Raw genomic sequence first — 15,934 nt, 5'->3', positions numbered from 1 at the left:
CTCACGAGGTGTGAGTGTCGAACCAGTCGATGAGTTGTTCTGGGTTGTTGGGGAAGTAGTTGTAGCCGTCCCAGCGTCTGGTCGAGTCTTCGATCCAGAACAGCTTCTTATCGGTTACAGGCATGCTGTCGAAGATTGTCTGAACGTCGCTTTCCCGGGTGAGCGCGTCGTTGCGGACCTGCACCAAGAAGGTTGGGATGGTCATGCTCTTGGCATAGGGAATCGGTGACATGTCGTCGAGTTTGAAGCTGGTGATCAGCTGGATCTCTCGCTCGATGTCATCGAGGCGATCAGTGATACCGAGGATCTCGGTGATGCGCTCGTAGAACGGGCGCAGCGAAACCGGTTGGGGGGAAACGATAGCCGGGATGCCTTCGAAAACCTCGGGGCGACGGTCGTGGGCGATGAAAGTGGCGTTCATCCCGCAGCAGCGGCTGAACAACACGAGCGTCATGTCCTTGGTGTCCGGGCGCGAACGCACGTACTGGATCGAGCCGATCACGTCGCGGGACTCGAAGATGCCGTTGCTGCCGACACCTCCGTTGCCGGTCCCGCTATGCCCGAAGTTGCGCATGTCGTACGTGAGCACGTTGTACCCGGCATCATGCAGGTTCTTGTAGTCGGCCATGAAGTTGACTTCGAAGTCATTGCCTCCGGCAGCACCGATCTGCTTCCACGGTTCCAGGTGCGCGGGCAGACCGTAACGGTTGTGCCAGATCGGGTGGTTGGCGATCGCGATCTTCTTGGAGCCCTTACACGGGATGAACCAGGCATCCAGCGGAACCCCATCCTCAGACGGGAAGGACACCGACTCGTACTCCAGACCGTACTCGTCCGGCCAATGCAGGATCGGCGACCGGATCGGGCGCCCAAACGTCTCGGCGAGCTGCTTGACAAGCTGGTCTACCTCATCGACCTTCTCAGGCATGCATACCCTTTCACTTTTCTCGACTGGAATGTCAGTAAAGCACTGACCACTCCACCCTAGATCCCCTTCCCACAACCGAGAAACAAAAAATAGTTCAAGATCCACAACTTCTACTTGGGCATATAGTCCTATTTATGGCTGATCAGTCAACCGAAATCTGGGATAACCCCATCGACTTCCGGCGTCTCCAGCAATTCCTGTCCGTGGCGGAACATTCCGGGTTCACGCGGGCCGCGCAGCAGCTTCGTCTGACGCAGCAGGCCATCAGTCAGTCGATGACGAACCTCGAGAAGCAAGTCGGCGCCAAGCTGTTCGACCGCAGCGGGCGCCATATCGAGTTGACCCCAGCAGGGGAAGCCCTGCGGGACGGATCTGTCGTACTGCTCGCCGCTGCGCAGACCTTAGTGCGACAGGTCCAGAACACGGCAGCCGATGAGCCACGGCCGTTCGTGGTCGCACATACTCCCGCGATCACCGCCGAGGAAGTCCACCAGCTCCTCGTGCCCGTTCGCTCGGTACTGCCCAACGTGTCGATCACCGCACTGCAGGTATTCCCGAGCGCCCTTGAGCCCGCGGTGGTTAATGGTTCAGCCGATATTGCGCTGCGGCGAGGGATAGCAATACCCAAGAATCTCGCCTCGCGGGTGATCGGTTATCACTCCCTGCGTGTCGCCGTCCCCCGGGACCACCATCTGGCAGAACGTGACTCAGTCTTTCTGAGGGATCTGCAGAACGAGCGGATCATCGTCTGGGCACCGCCGGGAGTCTCCAACTACACTGACTTCATCCTCGGCACATGCCGTTCGGCAGGTTTCGAGCCCGCATTCACCATCAACCACGTCCAAGGCACACCGCCGGTGACCGCGGTCCTCGACAACGACGGCGTCGCATTCGTCACCGCGCCCACCGGCCCCTGCCTTGCGGGCCAGGTTGTCGTCATCGACATCATGGACCCGCCGCAGGCGCCCATCCAGGCGATCTGGTTGCCGCATACCCATTCCGCGATCCGCGACGCGTTGACCAGCGGTTGAGCACGTCCACGAGGAATCGATCGCCACTGGCGAGTATGTCTATGTCCGAGGGGATTTCAGTCGCATGCCCGAGATAGCCGGATCTGTCGGTAGACGCTCGGGGTTACGCCTACACGCCGCACGAAGGCTGTCTCGAAAAGCTCGGGGCTGAAGAATCCGAGTTGGGCGCTGATCTGCGTGATCGAATCCGTGGAGTCCATCAGGAGCCATTTAGCCCGCGTGATTCTTCTGTCCAGGAGAAGCTGGTGCGGTGTGGCGTGAAATGCGGCCGCGAACGCCTTAGTGAACTCCCGTACGGTCATGTCGACGTAGGCGGCAAGCTGGGGCAGTCCGATCATCGAGTCAGGGCACTCGTCCAGGTACTCGATCAGTGCGGCACGGGCAATCTCGTCGAGGTCACGGTACAAAAAGGGCGTCCCGCCGTCTCCGCTGGCGAGCCTGCTGGATAGATGCTGCAACAAGATCTCAGTCAGCCATTCGATGGACAGCCGGGCGAAGATGTCGTCACGCCCAGCTATGGCGCCAATTTGCTCGACAATCTGATGGGCGAGCGGATCACGTTGTCGGATAGTGGGTTTGAGATCGACCTTTTCAAGAAATCTGGATGGAAGGGTTAGTTGGCAGTACTCGACAGTGCTTCCTTGAGCGAGTGCGGAGTAGCGGTGGTTAGCCGGGATGATCCAGACATCGCCCACGCGTGGATCAGCACGTCCAGACGGTCCGTTCTCGAATTCGAGCTCCATGGTCCGTAATCGGCCACGACGATGCACGACGATGACGTGGCGCGGTTCAAGGAAGAACCAGTCAGTGGGTGTCACAACCCGCTCGGTGGCGAACACGTACTCAGCACCGACCGCGGTGAGGCTTTCCCGGGACTGGAATGCGCGAGGGGTAAGCGCCCGGGTTCCATCCCAGACCGTCAACTGACGGGTACCTACTCTTGCGGCTGCGTTGGGGTTCTGCCACCAGCTGGGGGAGTGCGAGAAATCGTTGATGCTCTTCACGGCGCTCCTCATCGCGGGTGAGCCACTCTGCCGGCTTGCCCAAGCATGTGGGTGCAATCGTGTTCGGGTGCAACTCGTTTAACGATTGGGACGGACTCAACACAGCCTGCCGAATACCTGCGTGGTTAGTTGGCGGCGTTGAATGCGTCCACGATGTTGGCTGAGATGCGTCCACGTGAGGATATGTCGTGGCCGTTCTTGCGTGCCCATTCACGGATTGCCGTGCCGCGTCCGGCGGTCGATAACGGCACGATCCCGGCCTGTCGCAGATCTGCTGCGGATACTGACTGTCCGGGCGTGTTGGATCCAGGTGGCAAGTTGGTCGCGTAGCTTTGCCGCGTTCCTGGCAGCGCCCTCCAGTTGGGTGGCGGCCTGGCTTTGGCGATGTGTACACGCGAAGCAGTCCTGGAGGTGTCGAACTGATTTGCATAACCGCTAAGGCCAGGCCGCCTGCTGCGGTCCCACAACACGTCCCCACGTTTAGTGGCCGCGCCAGCTCAATGTACAAAAGCTATGTTGCACCTCGCCTTCACTATTCGGAGTCGTACTTGCGTAAAGCAATAGGGATGGGTGGCTTGTCTGCATGCGGGGGTGCGGTCTCAATGGCTCTTGCGGTAGGTGCTTGGAGTCGTGCCGACTCGATGCTTGAAGGTTGTTGCGAAATGGCTTGGTGTGTTGAAGCCAACAGCGATGGCGATCTCGGTGATGGGCGTCGAGGTGGTGGCGAGCAGGGACTTGGCTCTATGCATGCGGCGTTCGAGCAGGAATTGGTAGGGCGTTGCGTGGAACGCGGATACGAAGGCCTTGCTGAAGTCGGGAACGGGCATTTCGGCTATCGCGGCTAGCTGCGCCAGCGTGATCTCGGAGTCCAGGCTGTCTTCGAGGTATTCGACAAGCAGAGCTTGGGTTCGGTAATCCAGGGTCCGGCCCGTGGAACGGTGGGGGAGCGAGGCGTAGTGGTCGCCCAGATGTAGCCGCAGCGATTCGATCAACGATTCGGTGAACAGCCGGGCCGCTACATCGTCGCGGTCTGCCAGCTGGCTGACACGCTCGATCAGCTGGTGCATGAATGGATCTGGATATGCGATCCGCGGCGGGACTGATCGATCGGCTAGAACGGCGGTCGGCACCGTCACCAAGCACAGTGCGATCTCGCGTCCCCGTGCGATGGCTGTTGCCCGACGGTCGGCGGGGATCACCAGCACATCCCCGGCCTTAGGAAGAGCGCGGGTTGACGGGCCACCGTGGATGAGAAGCTCTTTGGTCTGCACATAACCACCCCGGTACACCACTACCAAGTGATGGGGATGGTCGAGATGCCACTCGCTTGATGCCCCGATCTGCTCGGTGACAAAGGTCAGTTCGAGCGTGTCTGCCACGGGTACTCCTTTCCTGGCACGCGCCGCGCAAGGGGTTAGCGGGATGTTTCGTGAACGCAATTCCCGTTGATGAAGGTCATGTCGACGGCTGTGTGCCCGATCGCGTCTTGAGGGAGGCGAAAGGGATCGCAATTGAGGACGATGAGGTCGGCAGTGTGGCCGATACGGATTGCTCCGGTGCCGTCGCGATGGTTCAGATAGGCCGAGCCAGCGGTGTAGGCGGTGATGGCGGTGCCCAGCCCGATCCGTTGCTCAGGCAGGAATGGTTTGTCTGATGTGCCGACGGCTCGGCGGGTGACGGCGACGTGGATCGCTTCCCACGGATTGGGGCTGCTCACCGGCCAGTCGCTGCCCGCGGCGACGACCGCTCCCGAGCGGGCCAGCGCGGCGAAGGGATATTGCTGGGCAGCCCGGTCGGTGCCCAGGAACGGGATGGTGAGGTCGTCCATCTGCGGTTCGTGGGTGGCCCACAGCGGCTGAATAGTGGCCGCGGCACCCCACTGCTGGAACCGGGGAATATCGACTGGCGCAACGACTTGCAAGTGCGCGAGGTGATGACGGTTATCGGTCCATCCGTTGGTTCGGCGGGCCGCTTCAACGGCGTCGAGAGCCTCACGCACCGCCCGGTCGCCTAGGGCGTGGAAGTGCACCTGAAAGCCCAGCTGGTCCAGTTCGGTCACACAGCGGCACAGTAGGTTCGGGTTCACGAAACTGAGCCCGCGGTTTTGTGTGTGATGGCCGCAGCAGTCAAAGTACGGTTCGATCATTGCGGCGGTAAAGTTCTCAGCGATGCCGTCCTGCATGATCTTGACGGTGCTGGTGTCAAATCCACTCTGGCGATGAATTTCCCGCCGCTCGCACAGTTCCTCGATCTGTTCGGTGTCGCGAGTACGGTCCCACCACAGGGCGCCAACCACTTTGGCTGTCAGCTGTCCAGTAGCGATCGCGTCAAGGTAGGCACCGGTGACATCAGGCATGAGAGGGGAGTTTCCGAGCAGGGCGTCCTGCCAGCCGGTGATCCCGTAGCTGTGCAGGAGTCGCTGGGCGGCAAGCAGGCCAGATAGCCGCTCTCGCGCGCTCAGGGGCGGGATATGCTGCGCGACAAGGCCCATGGCCCCTTCTTGAAATACGCCGGTGGGAGCGCCGGTGTGGTCGCGTTCGATGCGGCCGTCGGTAGGATCGATGGTGGTGCTGTCGAGCGATGCCCGTTGCAGCGCGCATGTATTGGTCCAGGCCCCATGGTGATCCCGGTTGACCAGATAGACAGGACGGTCCGGCACGACGGCATCGAGTAGTTGGCGCGAAGGCATTCCTCCGTCGAATAGTTCCATTGACCATCCGCCCCCGGTGATCCACTCCCGGTCCGGGTTTGTGCGGGCGTAGATCGATATCGCCTCTAGGCATTCGTTGACCGTGGTGGCGGAGGTGAGATCGGCCTGCTGGCTTTCGATTCCGGCCACTACGGGGTGGACGTGTGCGTCAATGAATCCCGGCAGAACTGCTCGGCCCGCTAAGTTGATTACTTCCGTGGTTCGCCCGCGCGCCGAGCGCGCGGTCTCGCCGAGTGCGGTGACACGGCCAGACCTCACCGCTACCGCATTGTGCCGCGTGAACGGACTGTCCATGGTGTACACGGGACCGTTGATGAACAGAAGATCCGCTGGCGGTGTCAAAGGTGTTGCCTGCCTTTAGGAGTCAAAGCCCAGGCCCATCGTGTCGAGGGCCCTGAGGAGCAGATTTCGTTTGCCTTGGTGATGGTCGGCACGGTCCAGCGACCATCGGGTGGCGCCGATCCCCAGCGCCGCCAGTGGCTCGGGTGGAAACGGTAATGGCATGGTTGAGACCATTTGCAGTTCAGTGCGCTCGGTGCGGGTCCCCTCGAGGCGATCGAGCATGACGTCGGCGGCAAATCGGGCGGCGGCTACTCCCAGACCGGTGAAGCCGGCGGCGTAGGCGACCTTGCCGCGGTGTGCGGAGCCGAAGAAGGCGCAGAACCGGGTGGAGGTGTCGATCGCGCCCGCCCATCGATGCGAGAAGTGAACGTCCTCGAGTTGAGGGAACGTGGTGAAAAAATGCGAAGCCAAACGCCGGTAGGTTTCGGTGCGATTCTCGTAACGCGCTTTGAGTCCGCCGGCGAAGTGATAGACGGCGTCGTAGCCGCCCCACAAGATCCGGTTATCCGGGGTCAGCCGGTAGTAGTGGAACTGGTTGGCCATATCGGAGATGCCCTGTCGATGCCGCCAGCCCACCTGGTGCAGTTGGCTGTTGGTCAGCGGTTCGGTCACTAGCACGTAGTCGTAGACCGGTACGGTATGCAGCCGGTATCGGCGCAACAGTGACGGAAACACATTGGTGGCCAGGATGACTCGGTCACCGGTGACCGATCCGTGTTCCGTGCGTATCTCCAGGCCAGCACCGTTGCGCCGCTTGATCGCCATGGCTCGGGTGTTTTCGAAGATCTCGGTTCCGCCATCTGTTGCCGCGCGGGCCAATTCGGCTGCGAGCTTGGCTGGGTGCACCAGCGCTGTGGTGTCCGTCGACCACGTTCCGGCAAGATAGGTCGGCGAGTGAATTTCGCTCTGCATGGTCTGCCGGTCCAAGAACCGGTTGCCCGGAGCGTTGACGGTCTGGGTCAGTTCGTTGGCCTGGTAGGGCTCTACCGCGACCGTGATCGACCCGGCCCGGTCGAAATTGCAATCTAATCCCAGGGTTTCGACGGCGTGCTCGATGCCATCGAGGTTCTCCATCCCGAGCCGCTCGAGCCGTTCCATCTCTGTGGGCCAGCGGCGACGGCCGTTGGCACTGCCGTGGGTGAGGCTGGCTTCAACGAATCCGCCGTTACGCCCTGATGCGGCCCATCCCACCGTGTGGGCCTCGATGACCGCGACGGTGATTCCCGGGTTGCGTTGCAGTGCCCTCAGCGCCGACCAGAGCCCTGTGTAGCCGGCCCCGATGATCACCAGATCGAAATGGCGTCGTGGCGCGACCGACAGTGGCGGATAGCTTGCGGTCTCGGGCAGGTCATCGAGCCAGAACGGAGCGAGTGCCGAGCCTGCCAGGGCCCGAGCGACCAGACCCGGCGCCGGGGGCTGGCGTTCAAATACGGTCTGCATGCCCTGACCTCAAAGACTTGCCGCGGTCGACGTGCCGTCTGCCAGTGGGCTAGGGGCAAGCACGATGGCGTCACTGTCGGTTCCGGCGGCTCCGCGGAAATACGGTGCGCGGCGAACCCATTTCGACCACGCCGATATCACCAGGCCGATAGCGATGATTCCGGCTGGCACCGCGACGAGGAACTTGCCGTTGGCTGGATCGAAGGCGAAGTCGGCGTCCTGCACCCAGTATTGCTGGGCGAGGTAGCCGCCGAGTCCCAGGAGCGTCAGCGCCGACACCGCGGGGACGAGGACCGACCGAAGTGCCGCCGCGGGGCTGGTTTTCAGGTCGCCGCGGAAACGGATGGCGCAGGCGAGACCGCCGAGGCCGTAGTACAGCGACACCAGCAGGCCCACGGATGTGACGGCCGCATTCACGATGGTGCTGAGGGTTCCTATGGTGACCGATAGTGCGGCGATCAGTGCGGCGGCCGCCATGATCAAAAGGGTTCCGGCTGCCGGTGTTGCGTAGCGGGGGTGCAGGCGGGCCCATACCTTGCCTAGTGTTTGGTCGCGCCCCATCGCGAGGGTCGCCCGGGCGGTGGGCAGGACTCCGGCTTGCAGCGAGGCGACGGTGGAGAACAGCAGCGCAAGTAGCGCTAGGCCGGCGATCGGCTGTTCGGCCAGTTTGCCGGCGTAGAAGGTGAGGCCTTGTGGTCCTTGCTCGACGATTTCGGCGGGGGTCAGTACTCGCTGAAACGCGATGGCTGCGAGCGTGAACATCGCGGCTATCAGGCCCAGCGCCAAGTACCCGCCCCTGCTGGCGTCGCGCGGGTTCCGGGTTTCCTCGGTGACGCAGAACGCCGCGTCCCAGCCCCAGTAGAAGTAGACGGCCACAACCATGCCTGCCGCGAGTACCTTCGGCGATTCGATGCTTGCCGGGGACAGCCATGCCCACTCGAACGGATGCGTGCCAGCGGCGATGCCGTAGATACAGAACCCTGTGAGCACTAAGTATTCGAAGATGATCAGGTAGCGCTGCAGAGCAGCGGCGATGTCGGCTCCGCGGATCGCGGCCAGGGTCACTGAGAGCAGGACCGCCAGCCCAACAGCGGTGGTCACGGGGGTGGAGGTGGGGTCCAGGGCCAGAGCACCCACCGACGTCCAGCCGAGTTCGTTGAGGAACTGCAGGATCACCGCGCCGCACACCTGGCTCCCGTACGCCAGGAAGATTGTGGTACCGGCAACAGCGACCCAGCCCGCTTGAAATCCCAGCCACGGGCCGAGCGAACGGCCGACCCACACGTAGCCGTTGCCGCAATTGCGCTCGACCTGGTTGAGCCGGGAGTAAGCCAACGCTATGCCCAGGATCGGCAGTAGCGCCAGCAGAAGGATGATCGGGATCGCGGGTCCGACCACGGTACCGATTACACCGAGCCCGATGCCGATGCTCATGGCCGGTGCGGTGCTCGACATCGCGATTACGGCGCTGTCGACCGGGCCGAGGACTTTGGGCATCCTGCTGGGTCGGCTGGCGCCGGGGTCGCGGACGGGGCTGATCTCTGGATCCATCGGTGCTCCTTGGTGTCGGGACCTGACACGTCATCGAGATCTGAGACATCCAATGCGACGCAGCGCGATAGCGTCAATGGTGTTGACGTAAGGGAGTGTGGTGCTGGCTTCGGGGGTCTTCGACATCACGACCGTTGCTCTAGCATCCGTTGCATGGATGCCGTATTCGAAGCCGAGGCGATCTGGCGTGTATTGCCCGCTGATCTGAGATCGGCTCTGCACGCACAATCAACCGAACCGCTCGCCGACGAACTTCTTGGGAAATGCAGCGCGGTTGTCGAAAAGCACGGTGTTCCAGTGTTCTGGCGACCGGATCCCGACACATTCAGCCAGTACCGGCTACATCCCGCCCTGGTCGAATATCTCAAGACCGCGAAATCGTGATACGTGGTCGGAGGGACGTTCAGCGCGGTATCGATACGGGGCTTCAGCGCCGCGTCCAGCCGTTCTGAGCCACCGGCCCGGAAGCCTCTAGTTGCTCGCTTTATTGGTTCAGGGCGTCGCGGGCTTGGTCGTGAGCTAGCAGGGCCACACTCAGGGAAAGCCGCGAGGCCGGGTCATCGAGGCTATGGCCCAGTATGGCCTCCAACTTCGCCAGCCGGGGGTATAGCGCGGTTCGGTTCCGGTGCGAGCGCCGGGCCAGCTTACTTTTGCTGCCGCCGACGGCCAGGAAGGTGCGCAGCAGGTCGACCAGACCCGGGGCATGCTGCGCTTCGTAATTAAGCAGCGGCCCTAGTTCGGACTCTGCGAACTCTTGGAGACGGACATCGTGACGCAGTGCCAGGAGCAGGCCTTCTAGCCGGATGTCGGCCTGGGTGAAACAGTGCCCAGGCCGGCTGGCCTGATTCACTGCGGCATCAACCACCATCCGGGCGGTCCGCACTGAGCCAGCGACTCCCAGCACGGTGGGTGTCTGGGCCCCGGTGGCGCACAGGGCCTCTGACCGAACCCCGCTGAGCCGTTGCGTGAAGTCAGCGACGGCACGGCGCAGACGCTGCTCGGATGCCGCCCCGATGAGGGCCACTACATGGCTGGACCCCAGGAGCCCGGTCACGGCGTCGGCACCCGACTCGTCCAGACACTGGCGGACTTCGCCGCCGAGGTTGAGCAGCGCCCGGTCGCTGGGGGTGAGCGATCCGGAGTCCGCGAAGCGCACCGCCAGACCCACGAGTACCCGTGGTGAGGAGATGCCCATGGCGGTCAGCCGGTCACGGGCCTGTGCTTCGCTGTCGAGTTGCCCGTCAAGGATTTCCGAAAGGAGCCCGGCTTGGACCTGCAGCCCGATCATCATGTCGTCGCGCCGCATCATGCGGGCCAATTCGAGGGACCGGGCGGCCCGCTCCAGCACAATGCGTGCGCGTTCTTCCCGGTCGCTAGCCAAGATGACCAGCTGGCCCCAGCGTTGGTGACCGGATCCGACCGCCCTGCTCATCCACCGCTCGGCCACGCTTGCGCCGGGTTCTCGTTCGCGCCGGCCAGTTTCCTCAGCGGTCCGCGAGCGCTGTTCCCAGTTGATGAGCAGCACCTGCGCGGGGATGGCCGACGACGCCGAGGCCAGTACGCCGCGTGACAGGTCCTCTAGTACGACTGGGCTTCCGGCCAGTTGTTCTGCGGTGGTCACGATCCTTTCGAAGCCGGCCCGCGAAAGGTTGAGCTCGGTGAAGACTTCGTTGACCTGGTCGGCGAACCGGTGTATCTCTGACTGTTCGGTCACGATGCGGCGGTGGACGCGTTCGGTCACCTCCACGAATCGCACCGGCCGGTGCAACACAATCACGGGCAGTTCCGACTCCCGGGCCGCCTTCAATGCGGTAGCTGGGATACGCGGAAAGCTGGGGCTCAGCTCGACCATCAGGCCAGTTGCTCCGGCTTGGACGAGCTGGTGAACAAACTTCGTGGAGGCGCCGGGTGCCCGGCTCATACCGATACCCGTAGTAAGCACCAGCTCGTTGCCGACCAAGATCGCGGCGACGTCATCGATATCGGCGACATGTACCCAGCGGACAGGTCGGCCCATGTTCAGTTCACCACTAAGAACTTCCGGATCGCCAGCTGCTACGACATCCAAATCGACGATGTCCTGGACGGTGACTTGCATGCCTTCAGGCTAGCGAAGTGATGCGACACTATGTCGTCTGTATCGATAAGCGAGCGACTACTTGTTGCTGTTCAGGGGTGAGTCAGGCGGGGGAGGATGTGCCTTATGGCCGTATCTGTCACCCACCCGCCGACCGAAATCAGCCACTGGATCGGCGGTCGCCGCGATCATGGCGTTGGCGCCCGTCGCGGTGACGTGCGCAACCCTGCCACCGGACGGGTCACCGGCCAGGTGGTGTTTGCCGATCCCGGCGATGTGGATGCTGTGGTTGCCAGTGCCCGCGGCGCGCTGACAACCTGGTCGAAGACCTCCCTGAGTACGCGCACCCGAGTCATGTTTGCTTTCCGTGAGCTGCTCAACGAGCGCAAACATCAGCTGGCCGCCCTCATCACCGCCGAGCACGGAAAGGTGCTCTCCGATGCGCTCGGTGAGGTGGCTCGGGGCCAGGATGTCGTCGAATTCGCCTGTGGGATCGCGCACCTGCTCAAGGGCGGTAACTCACCCTCGGTGTCAACCGGAGTGGACGTGAAGAGCCTGCGCGAACCGCTGGGCGTGGTGGGCATCATCAGCCCGTTCAACTTCCCGGCGATGGTCCCGATGTGGTTCTTCCCGATAGCGATTGCGGCCGGTAACACGGTGGTACTCAAACCCAGCGAGAAGGATCCGTCCGCGGCGATCTGGATGGCTGAGTTGCTGCGCGAGGCAGGATTGCCGGACGGTGTCTTCAACGTGTTGCACGGCGACAAGATGGCCGTCGACGGTCTCATCGAACATCCCGAGGTGGCGGCCATCAGCTTCGTCGGCTCAACACCCATCGCCCGCTACGTGTACGAGAGCGCGACCCGCAGGGGTAAACGCGTGCAGGCCCTCGGCGGTGCCAAAAACCACATGGTGGTGCTGCCAGATGCGGATCTGGATTTGGCCGCCGACGCGGCGGTCAACGCCGGATACGGTTCGGCCGGAGAGCGCTGCATGGCCATCAGCGTCGTTGTCGCTGTCGGTGACATCGGCGACGACCTGGTCGCCAGGATCGCTGAACGCACAGCGACCATCAAGGTGGGCGAGGGAACCGGCGACGCCGACATGGGCCCATTAGTGACCGGCGAGCATCGCGACAAGGTCGCGACCTACGTCGCCGCCGGCGAACTCGACGGGGCCAAGGTTGTGCTGGACGGTCGGACAGTGGACGCGGCGGGGGAAGGCTGCGGATTCTGGCTGGGCCCCACCCTCATCGACCATGTGCAACCAAACATGAGCGTCTACACCGACGAAATCTTCGGTCCGGTACTCAGCGTGGTCCGGGTGCAGACCTACGAGCAGGCGCTTGCCCTGATAAACGACAACCCATACGGCAACGGCACTGCCATCTTCACCGAGAACGGCGGCGCGGCAAGGGCATTCCAGAGCGACGTACATGTGGGCATGATCGGGATCAACGTCCCGATCCCGGTGCCGGTCGCGTTCTACTCCTTCGGCGGTTGGAAGGCATCGCTGTTCGGCGACACGCACGCCTACGGCACCGAAGGAGTCCACTTCTTCACCCGCGGCAAGGTGATTACCAGCCGATGGCCCAATCCCGCCAGCGTCCGCCCCGCAGGCCTCGAGCTTGCGTTCCCCACGACCCGATGAGCAGCCGCGTCTACGAACTTGACCGGGCCCATGTCTTTCACTCCTGGTCTGCTCAAGCAGAACTCACGCCAATGGTCATCGCCGGAGCCCAAGGATCCTGGGTGTGGGACGAGCACGACAACAGGTTTCTGGACTTCTCCTCCCAACTCGTCTACACCAACGCAGGACATCAGCACCCCAAGGTCCTGGCCGCTATCAAGGCGCAGGTGGACCAGCTGTGCACCGTGGCCCCGCAACACGCAAATGCGGCGCGTTCGCAAGCGGCACGGCTTATCGCCGAGATCGCACCGGCCGGCATGAACCGGATCTTTTTCACCAACGGCGGCGCCGACGCCAACGAGCACGCCGTGCGGATGGCCCGTCTGCACACCGGACGGCCCAAGATTCTCACTGCCTACCGCTCCTATCACGGCGGCACTCAGACGGCCATCAACCTGACGGGGGACCCGCGCCGGTTCCCCAATGACTCCGGCAGCAGCGGCGTCGCCCGCTTTTTCGGACCGTTCACCTACCGCTCGGAATTCGGGGCACGGACCGACGAGCAGGAGTGTGCTCTGGCGTTGCGGCACTTGGGCCGTGTCATCGAGGCGGAGGGTCCCGAGACAATTGCGGCGATTCTGCTGGAGACGATTCCGGGCACCGCGGGCATCATGGTGCCACCAGATGGCTACCTCGAGGGAGTGCGGGAACTGTGCAATCGTCACGGCATCTTGCTCATTCTGGATGAGGTCATGGCTGGGTTCGGGCGTGCCGGACGCTGGCTTGCACTGGACCACTGGGGTATCAGCCCGGACCTCATCACCTTCGCCAAGGGGGTCAACTCCGGGTATGTGCCGATGGGTGGCGTGGTGGTCGGCGACGCCGTCTACGACACCTTTGCTCACCGCCCCTATCCGGGCGGTCTCACCTACTCCGGGCATCCGCTGGCCGCAGCCGCCGCAGTCGCCACGTTGCAGACCATGGCCGCTGAAGACATAGTCGGCAACGCCGAGCGCATCGGTGCCGGGATACTGGGTACGGGGCTGCGCGAGCTGGCTGGCAGCCATCCTTGCGTGGGCGAGGTGCGCGGTACGGGGGTGTTCTGGGCCATCGAGTTGGTGGTCGATCGCGACACCAGGGAGCCGCTGCATGCGGGCGGCTCGGTGGCAGAAGCCACCGCGCGCATCGTGGGCGAATGCAAGTCACGCGGCCTGCTTCCATTCGCCACCGCCAACCGCATCCATGTGGTCCCGCCGTGCACCATCACCGAGGCAGAGGTCCAGCTGGGTTTGGAAATCCTCGACAAGGCGCTGACCGCCGGCGACGATCTGACTGTCCGGTGATGGCCGACGCCAGCCGGGCACCCGGCGTCGGTACCGAGCACATCAATGCCGCCGCGTGGGAGCTCGACCTTGAAGCATTGACCGAAGGCGTCATCACCGGTGAGCCCCGTGCGGGCGCCCAGGCGATCTATTCGATATTGGGCGTCGAGATCGGAATCTGGGAAATGACACCCGGCGCGGCCTCTGATGTCGAGGAGGATGAGATCTTTGTCGTCCTCTCCGGGCTCGGTTCCATCAAGCATGAGGACGGCTCCATCACCCCGCTGCACCCGGGCAGGCTGGTCCGGCTGCATGCCGGGCACCGCAACACCTGGCATGTAACTCACACGATTCGCAAGGTCTACCTGACACCAACAACCAGCCCCGCCGTTTCACCGGAGCAGAGCACGAAGGGGCCCCTATGAGCCCGGTACAGAACTATGTCAACGGCCACTCCCGGGCCTCGGCGACAAGTGAATTCATCACACTGATCGACCCGGCCACCGGTCAGCCTGACGGTCTGTCACCGATCTCGACCACACAGGAGGTCGATGAGGCCATGACGGTAGCCGCGGCTGCTTTCCAGCAGTGGCGCCGTACCGCACCGTCGCAGCGCCAGCTCCTATTGCTGCAGTTGGCCGACGCCATCGCGGCTCACCGCGACGAACTCGCCAGGCTGCAGAGCCGTGATACCGGGCAGCCGCTGCGCTATGTACTTAGCGAGGAAATCGACCAGGGGGTGGACCAATTGAGGTTCTTCGCCGGCGCCGCCCGCTTACTAGAAGGCAAGTCGAGCGGGGAGTACCTGACCGGGTATACCTCGAGTGTTCGCCGCGAACCCATCGGTGTGGTCGCGCAGGTAACCCCCTGGAATTACCCGTTCGCGATGGCGATATGGAAGATCGCACCTGCGCTGGCCGCCGGAAACACCATCGTGCTCAAGCCCAGCGACACCACACCCCGCTCCACCGTGCGGCTCGCGCAGATCGCCGGGCAGATCCTGCCCGCGGGGGTACTGAATGTCATCAACGGCGATGCCAGCACCGGGCGCGTCATGGTCGAACACGATGTTCCCGCGTTGGTGGCAATCACCGGTTCAGTGCGGGCCGGCATCGAGGTGGCGACTGCCGCGGCTGCCAGGCTCAAGCGAACGCACCTGGAATTGGGTGGCAAGGCACCGGCGATCGTGATGGCCGACTGCGATATCGCCGCGGCGGCAGCAGGAATCGCGGCCGCAGCGTTCTTCAACGCCGGTCAGGATTGCACAGCGGCCACCCGGGCACTGGTCGATGAGCGGGTCTACGAGCAATTCGTGGACGCGTTGGTCAAAGTAACTCGGCAGATCCGCCCCGGCCCGCCAGAGGACGAAGACGCCGACTACGGCCCACTGAACAACGCAGCACACCTGGACAAGGTCAGCGCGGCCCTTGGCGAGTTGCCCGACCATGCTCATGTCTTGACGGGCGGCCACCGGGTGGACACCGAAGGATTCTTCTTCGCGCCTACCGTCATCGCCGGAGTGGACCAAAACGATGCCATCGTGCAGAACGAAACCTTCGGCCCGGTCCTTACGGTGCAGCCGTTCACCACCGCGGAACATGCGATCAGCATGGCCAACGATGTGGCGTATGGGCTGGCCGCCAGTATCTGGACCAAGGACCACGGTATGGCCGAAAGGCTCACCCGTGAACTGGATTTCGGATGCGTATGGATCAACACGCACCTCCCGTTCGTTTCCGAGATGCCACACGGCGGTTTCGGCGCTTCCGGCTACGGCAAGGACCTGTCCGGATACTCTCTGGAGGACTACACGCGCATCAAACACGTCATGAGTGCGCACTACTGAGGCCGCCATACTGTGGTGCGCGGCGGGCTAGCGGTGTTACGTGGCGCCCGCCGC

Annotated in this window: 13 protein-coding genes and 1 pseudogene; 6 read left to right on the top strand and 8 right to left on the bottom strand. The window is 63.1% G+C overall.

The features are described 5' to 3' along the window. Window position 1: 1 nt before the first annotated feature. Window positions 2–928 carry an alpha/beta hydrolase gene (locus MLB1_RS19895; protein WP_180751549.1) on the bottom strand — a complete coding sequence of 309 codons (927 nt, stop codon included), beginning with the start codon at window positions 926–928 and terminating at the stop codon, window positions 2–4. A 134-nt stretch (window positions 929–1,062) separates the two neighbouring features. On the opposite strand from MLB1_RS19895, the gene MLB1_RS19890 reads away from it, so the two are divergent. After that, window positions 1,063–1,959: a LysR family transcriptional regulator gene (locus tag MLB1_RS19890; RefSeq protein WP_180751548.1), complete on the top strand. Its 897-nt coding sequence runs from the start codon at window positions 1,063–1,065 to the stop codon at window positions 1,957–1,959. A gap of 56 nt (window positions 1,960–2,015) precedes the next feature. On the opposite strand, the gene MLB1_RS19885 is transcribed toward MLB1_RS19890, so the two are convergent. From MLB1_RS19885 to MLB1_RS19855, 6 genes and pseudogenes are all read right to left on the bottom strand, one after another. Further along, a complete protein-coding gene (locus MLB1_RS19885) occupies window positions 2,016–2,963 on the bottom strand; it encodes a helix-turn-helix transcriptional regulator (protein WP_371750664.1) in 948 nt (315 codons plus the stop codon). A 125-nt stretch (window positions 2,964–3,088) separates the two neighbouring features. Further along, window positions 3,089–3,326, bottom strand: a pseudogene (locus MLB1_RS23945) (histone-like nucleoid-structuring protein Lsr2); the annotation flags it as partial. A 236-nt stretch (window positions 3,327–3,562) separates the two neighbouring features. Beyond that, window positions 3,563–4,342: an AraC family transcriptional regulator gene (locus MLB1_RS19870; RefSeq protein ID WP_358147568.1), complete on the bottom strand. Its 780-nt coding sequence runs from the start codon at window positions 4,340–4,342 to the stop codon at window positions 3,563–3,565. 35 nt (window positions 4,343–4,377) lie between these two features. Then, window positions 4,378–5,967, bottom strand: a complete 1,590-nt coding sequence (locus MLB1_RS19865) for an amidohydrolase (RefSeq protein ID WP_180751546.1) — start codon at window positions 5,965–5,967, stop codon at window positions 4,378–4,380. A 63-nt stretch (window positions 5,968–6,030) separates the two neighbouring features. Then, window positions 6,031–7,455 carry an FAD-dependent oxidoreductase gene (locus MLB1_RS19860; RefSeq protein WP_180751545.1) on the bottom strand — a complete coding sequence of 475 codons (1,425 nt, stop codon included), beginning with the start codon at window positions 7,453–7,455 and terminating at the stop codon, window positions 6,031–6,033. 9 nt (window positions 7,456–7,464) lie between these two features. Then, window positions 7,465–9,006, bottom strand: coding sequence for an APC family permease (locus tag MLB1_RS19855; protein ID WP_219603326.1), 1,542 nt, complete (start codon window positions 9,004–9,006; stop codon window positions 7,465–7,467). A gap of 153 nt (window positions 9,007–9,159) precedes the next feature. On the opposite strand from MLB1_RS19855, the gene MLB1_RS19850 reads away from it, so the two are divergent. Then, window positions 9,160–9,390 (top strand): hypothetical protein, encoded by a 231-nt coding sequence (locus MLB1_RS19850; protein ID WP_134147418.1) that lies wholly within the window; start codon window positions 9,160–9,162, stop codon window positions 9,388–9,390. Window positions 9,391–9,490: 100 nt separating this feature from the next. Here the strand turns inward: MLB1_RS19850 and MLB1_RS19845 are convergent, their stop codons facing one another. Continuing rightward, window positions 9,491–11,104 carry a PucR family transcriptional regulator gene (locus MLB1_RS19845; RefSeq protein WP_180751544.1) on the bottom strand — a complete coding sequence of 538 codons (1,614 nt, stop codon included), beginning with the start codon at window positions 11,102–11,104 and terminating at the stop codon, window positions 9,491–9,493. Window positions 11,105–11,209: 105 nt separating this feature from the next. Here MLB1_RS19845 and MLB1_RS19840 point away from each other — a divergent pair, with 105 nt between their 5' ends. From MLB1_RS19840 to MLB1_RS19825, 4 genes are read left to right on the top strand one after another with little or no spacing between them, the layout of a single operon-like run. Continuing rightward, window positions 11,210–12,733, top strand: a complete 1,524-nt coding sequence (locus tag MLB1_RS19840; protein ID WP_180751543.1) for a CoA-acylating methylmalonate-semialdehyde dehydrogenase — start codon at window positions 11,210–11,212, stop codon at window positions 12,731–12,733. Next, window positions 12,730–14,055 carry an aspartate aminotransferase family protein gene (locus MLB1_RS19835; protein ID WP_180751542.1) on the top strand — a complete coding sequence of 442 codons (1,326 nt, stop codon included), beginning with the start codon at window positions 12,730–12,732 and terminating at the stop codon, window positions 14,053–14,055. Before MLB1_RS19840 ends, MLB1_RS19835 begins: the two co-directional genes overlap by 4 nt. After that, window positions 14,055–14,459, top strand: coding sequence for a cupin domain-containing protein (locus MLB1_RS19830; protein WP_180751541.1), 405 nt, complete (start codon window positions 14,055–14,057; stop codon window positions 14,457–14,459). The genes MLB1_RS19835 and MLB1_RS19830 overlap by 1 nt, the downstream gene beginning before the upstream one ends. Further along, window positions 14,456–15,880 carry an aminobutyraldehyde dehydrogenase gene (locus MLB1_RS19825; protein ID WP_180751540.1) on the top strand — a complete coding sequence of 475 codons (1,425 nt, stop codon included), beginning with the start codon at window positions 14,456–14,458 and terminating at the stop codon, window positions 15,878–15,880. The genes MLB1_RS19830 and MLB1_RS19825 overlap by 4 nt, the downstream gene beginning before the upstream one ends. Window positions 15,881–15,934 lie beyond the last annotated feature (54 nt).

Origin of the sequence: Mycobacteroides sp. LB1, assembly GCF_013449725.1 — a bacterium.
Taxonomy (GTDB): Bacteria; Actinomycetota; Actinomycetes; order Mycobacteriales; family Mycobacteriaceae; genus Mycobacterium.
This window is presented reverse-complemented; position numbering and strand designations above follow the sequence as displayed.

Coding starts and splice junctions, on each gene's coding strand:
- MLB1_RS19850 (WP_134147418.1), top strand. CDS start 9,160: ATGGATGCCGTATTCGAAGCCGAGGCGATCTGGCGTGTATTGCCCGCT.
- MLB1_RS19840 (WP_180751543.1), top strand. CDS start 11,210: ATGGCCGTATCTGTCACCCACCCGCCGACCGAAATCAGCCACTGGATC.
- MLB1_RS19890 (WP_180751548.1), top strand. CDS start 1,063: ATGGCTGATCAGTCAACCGAAATCTGGGATAACCCCATCGACTTCCGG.
- MLB1_RS19895 (WP_180751549.1), bottom strand. CDS start 928: ATGCCTGAGAAGGTCGATGAGGTAGACCAGCTTGTCAAGCAGCTCGCC.
- MLB1_RS19825 (WP_180751540.1), top strand. CDS start 14,456: ATGAGCCCGGTACAGAACTATGTCAACGGCCACTCCCGGGCCTCGGCG.
- MLB1_RS19865 (WP_180751546.1), bottom strand. CDS start 5,967: ATGGACAGTCCGTTCACGCGGCACAATGCGGTAGCGGTGAGGTCTGGC.
- MLB1_RS19845 (WP_180751544.1), bottom strand. CDS start 11,104: ATGCAAGTCACCGTCCAGGACATCGTCGATTTGGATGTCGTAGCAGCT.
- MLB1_RS19835 (WP_180751542.1), top strand. CDS start 12,730: ATGAGCAGCCGCGTCTACGAACTTGACCGGGCCCATGTCTTTCACTCC.
- MLB1_RS19855 (WP_219603326.1), bottom strand. CDS start 9,006: ATGGATCCAGAGATCAGCCCCGTCCGCGACCCCGGCGCCAGCCGACCC.
- MLB1_RS19860 (WP_180751545.1), bottom strand. CDS start 7,455: ATGCAGACCGTATTTGAACGCCAGCCCCCGGCGCCGGGTCTGGTCGCT.
- MLB1_RS19830 (WP_180751541.1), top strand. CDS start 14,055: ATGGCCGACGCCAGCCGGGCACCCGGCGTCGGTACCGAGCACATCAAT.